General features: G+C 40.5%; 3 protein-coding genes. 2 read left to right on the top strand and 1 reads right to left on the bottom strand.

Annotation, left to right across the window (positions count from 1 at the left end):
* The coding region (locus A8L45_RS23165; protein ID WP_068905707.1) for a nuclear transport factor 2 family protein at window positions 1–782 on the top strand (782 nt) is incomplete at its 5' end.
* Between the two features lie 123 nt (window positions 783–905).
* On the opposite strand, the gene A8L45_RS23160 is transcribed toward A8L45_RS23165, so the two are convergent.
* Complete coding sequence (locus A8L45_RS23160) at window positions 906–1757, bottom strand: alpha/beta fold hydrolase (protein WP_068905706.1); 852 nt, start codon at window positions 1755–1757, stop codon at window positions 906–908.
* A 506-nt stretch (window positions 1758–2263) separates the two neighbouring features.
* On the opposite strand from A8L45_RS23160, the gene A8L45_RS23155 reads away from it, so the two are divergent.
* Entirely contained in the window at window positions 2264–3706 is a 1443-nt protein-coding gene (locus A8L45_RS23155) for an aerolysin family beta-barrel pore-forming toxin (RefSeq protein WP_068905705.1), read from the top strand.
* Window positions 3707–4108 lie beyond the last annotated feature (402 nt).

Genomic DNA, 4108 nt, shown 5'->3' with positions numbered 1-4108 from the left:
CTGGCGATGAAAAAACGGTTTGGGTGGTGTCGATGGGCCATCTGATGGGCTTGTTTGATAACGACTGGCTGGGCATTCCCAGAACGGGGAGGATGGCCTTCCTTCGTTATTGCGAGTTTACTGAGGTAGATGTCACGCAGCTGGGCGGAGGAAAAATTCTTCAGTCTGCCATGTTCGTCGATATACCCGGCGTCATGGTACAGGCTGGTGTGAACCCATTTCCACCGCAAACAGGTGCCCAGTTAATTCAACCCGGCCCAATGACTCATCAAGGGTTAGCATTAGAGACTCAAAGCCCGTCCGAGTCAGAGAAAACACTGGCACTCATTAACAAGATGATCTCTGATTTAGGTAACTGGGATAACAGGTTAAGCCTTGAAGACGAATTGGCGCAGACCTGGCATGATGACATGATTTGGTGGGGGCCAACGGGCATAGGTGCAAGCTATACGATTGAGCGATATATCAAGCAACATTCTGGTGTTTTTCGTGCAAGTTTTTCCGAGCGAATTTTCAATGGTCATATTTGTAAATTTGCAGAAGGTCAGTTTGGTGGTTTTTTTGGTTGGCCAAACCTTAGCTTGAAACCGATTGGCGGCTTCATGGGTATGGCTGCCAGTGAGCAGTTTTATGATATGAGGGTCGTCGATATTTATCGTCGTGATGGCGAAAAACTGGCGGAAAATTGGGTCTTCATCGATCTGTTGTACTTCTTTAGTCAGCAAGGTATTGATATTCTGTCGCGACAAAAAACGCTTTCTCCTGCGAAGCAGACAAATTAAATTCCAGTTTGATGAGAGAAATGGTTGGTACTTCTTTCAGCACCAACCATTCTTGTCTTCTGTCTTCTGTCTTCTGTCTTCTGTCTTCTGTCCACAGCAGTTTAACTGTGGAGACGAGTAATATTAAGTGACGCTGTCACTCATCCACTGAGTCGCCGTATCAATGACAGATTGAGGGGATTTTACCCAGCTAAAATGATCAAAAGGTCTCTCTCCTTTTGGCGGTGTCAGTTCAATCTGGGTAATATCTGCAACAGTGAGTTTGTTCGCTAACGCATCTGCGCTGCTTTTAGGCACCCAATGATCACCTGACATAGAAATCATAAGAACAGGAAGATTGAGTTCTTTGAGTAATGTGTTGTAGTCGGTTTCTGAGTTACGTACTGAGTACTCCCCATCCAGCGCCTCGTAATACCAGTCAGCCATGAGGTTTTGTGGTTGTCTTCCTGCAAATCCTAATTTATGCCCGGGAAAGTATCCCAACGTTTGATTAACGAGCTTAATTGCGGTGATCTCCAGATATCTTTTAGCGACTGCAAAACGATTTGTCAGCGTATTGAAATAATTACTTCCTGCAGCAACAAGGATCGCACCGGAAGGTTTGTGATTGTTGTTACACGCATGCAACAAGGCAAATTGACCGCCAAGGCTGTGGCCGCAAATCCAGAAAGGCAGTGCTTCAAAGCGCTGACATATCACAGGGACAATAGTAGCAAGATCAATTTCCAGCACCTCACGATAGCCAAAGTTTTCTTTTCTGACATTGTTGATCGAGCTATGACGCATGCCACGGGACTCGATTCGGGCAATCACGTATCCTTTTGTTGACCAACGCTTGGCTAGATCACGGTAGTAATCAACCGATACTCCAAGGGCGGGTAGAAAGATAATTAACCCTAGAGGTGATGAGTCCGGAATATTCCAGTGGATCTCGGTTTGATGAAAATCGGGTAAATCGATACGTTGGACTGACATGATATTTCCTTCCCCAATTAAAAAATCCATGAAAAATGAATGCTTACGCCTGTTATTTTTTAAAAAGCTATTTCTAATATATTTGAAAGATGATAATTGCCGCTCCATGAGAAAATACATTAAATGGCGGATTAAGCACAATTTTTGGAGACATATGGGCGTCTAAGAGAATTTTACATTTCTATAGCCGATACTTTAGAAGCATATCAAAGTTATTAATTGAAGTCAGTCGCAAAAAAACCAGATTTTTATAGTCAATTTAAATTGTATAAATAATATGACATTTAAAATTAAAACAACGATAGAAAATTTATTTCAAATGACTTCTTAATCCGCCTGATAATATATTAATGGATGAATTTAATTTTTCATTATTAAACACTCTCCGCTCATTGATGAAATGAGTTGAAGTCTATTTATACAATAAAAACAGTAATTTACATATAAATATCTTTTTTTGAGGGGGTTATTAAAACCCCTCGTTTATATCCAATATAGGAAATAATATGAAAAATAAAAGGCAACCTATACCCATTATAATAGTCGCTTCTCTTGTTGCTGCTGCTTATTCTTCTCATGCAGACGCGTCGCTGGATATCCTGAATATTAAACAGCATGGACAATACTGTGATGATGGATTCAGACCGTTGACATCAGATGAAGTTATGCCGTTGAAAGGAGAATTACTCAAGCGAATGGGCCATTGGCAAATAATTAATCTTGCTGATGGATATGTAGTCATGGGAGCAGGGCACTTTGGCAGAATCAAACAAGACGTTCTGGCACTAAATACGTGGTGTACTGATGTTATTCAGCCAGATCACTCTCTGCCAGAGTATTCCCCGATCATTCTACCCGGAAATTCTGAAGCGTATACAGAATGGCATTTAATAAACGATAAAAAATTCTACAAACCGCTTGCATTATTCGCACATTATTTAGGGTTTGCTTGGGCTGGCGGCAGTGCCAGTAAATTTGTGGGTGATGATATGGTGACGTCTACCGACGGAAACGGGAGCTATCATATCAACGCAAATAATGGTGGGCCGTGTGAGGGATATCGGTGTAATGAGCGATTAAAAATAAATATCTCTGAAATTGAGTATCACATTGACCCCAATACATTTTCTGCAGGAGAGATTATTCAGTCTGATAAAGAAAAAATAGGCCAGCGGACTGAAGTGGTCATTAACGAGTCAGACGTGAAACAGCAGTACCGGGTGACATTCAGTTACGATAAAACGACGAACTGGTCAAAAACAGATACCTATGGGTTGAGTCAACGCGTTTCGACAAAAAATACTTTTGAATGGCCATTGGTTGGAAAAACAGAATTATCGATTGAAGTTGGCGCAAATCAAAGCTGGGCATCGACAACAGGCGACTCACAGTCAAAAGGTATATCTAACACCATAGTGATTGATGTACCGCCACACTCTAAACAAGAAGTCTCCATGGAGATTTTCCGATCATCTATCAGTTACCCATATCAGTTTAACGCAGCACTCAGCTATGAAGTCGCATTTACAGGTTTTATGAAGTGGTCTGGTAACGCATTAAGTGACCACCCTCAGGATCGTCCGACTTATACCAGTCGTTGGGTTATCGGCCGCCATGGTGGAAAGGACAAAAATATAGCGTACCAATATCAGCATAGAAACATATCATCGACAGATAGTGAATGGGATTGGCCGTGGCTGTTGCGTGAAAATGATATCAATGACGTAAAAAGTGTTCTGGGTGAGATCCTTACACCGATTCACACGCATATCAGCGGTCACTTTTTCGCTGAGGCTTCATATGGCTCAAATGTTCGCTATGGTAAAACCATTCCGTTATACACATTGAAGAGCAGGGTAGCGGAGGAGCATTCCATGGCTAATTCTGAACTATCGGCCGTAGGAATTAAAAACTTTAAGGTAAATATTACCCCTATCCCTATGATTTAACGTTAATTATTGGCACTGCCGGACGCGTGGTTCTTTCCGCGCGTCTGAAGAACAACATAACGTATACACCTTTCTCGCTGGCGTGTACTTCATCATCCTCATGTATTAGTGACAATGAACTTTATCCAACATCTGAATAAATGTGATCAAAGTCAATTATTGATGTGAATAGAATTTATAGCTAATATTAGCGTTCAATTAATTTATAATTGAGTGTTGATGTGCAGTCCTTTTTGATAAATCAAATTAAAAATCAAAGTTTAAAAGCTATCTATTTACCATTTCTATTTCATATAAAGTAAATTGCATATTTTTTTGAAAGCCTCATAACACAAATGAAAAAATAGATTTTTATCTTAAATTCCTATCTGCATGTTAAATATATATTATTTTATTAAAAAA

Origin of the sequence: Veronia pacifica (assembly GCF_001707825.1) — a bacterium.
Lineage (GTDB): Bacteria > Pseudomonadota > Gammaproteobacteria > Enterobacterales > Vibrionaceae > Veronia > Veronia pacifica.
This window is presented reverse-complemented; position numbering and strand designations above follow the sequence as displayed.

Excerpts from the sequence above, each read along its gene's own strand:
- A8L45_RS23155 (WP_068905705.1), top strand. The coding sequence starts at position 2,264 with ATGAAAAATAAAAGGCAACCTATACCCATTATAATAGTCGCTTCTCTT.
- A8L45_RS23160 (WP_068905706.1), bottom strand. The coding sequence starts at position 1,757 with ATGTCAGTCCAACGTATCGATTTACCCGATTTTCATCAAACCGAGATC.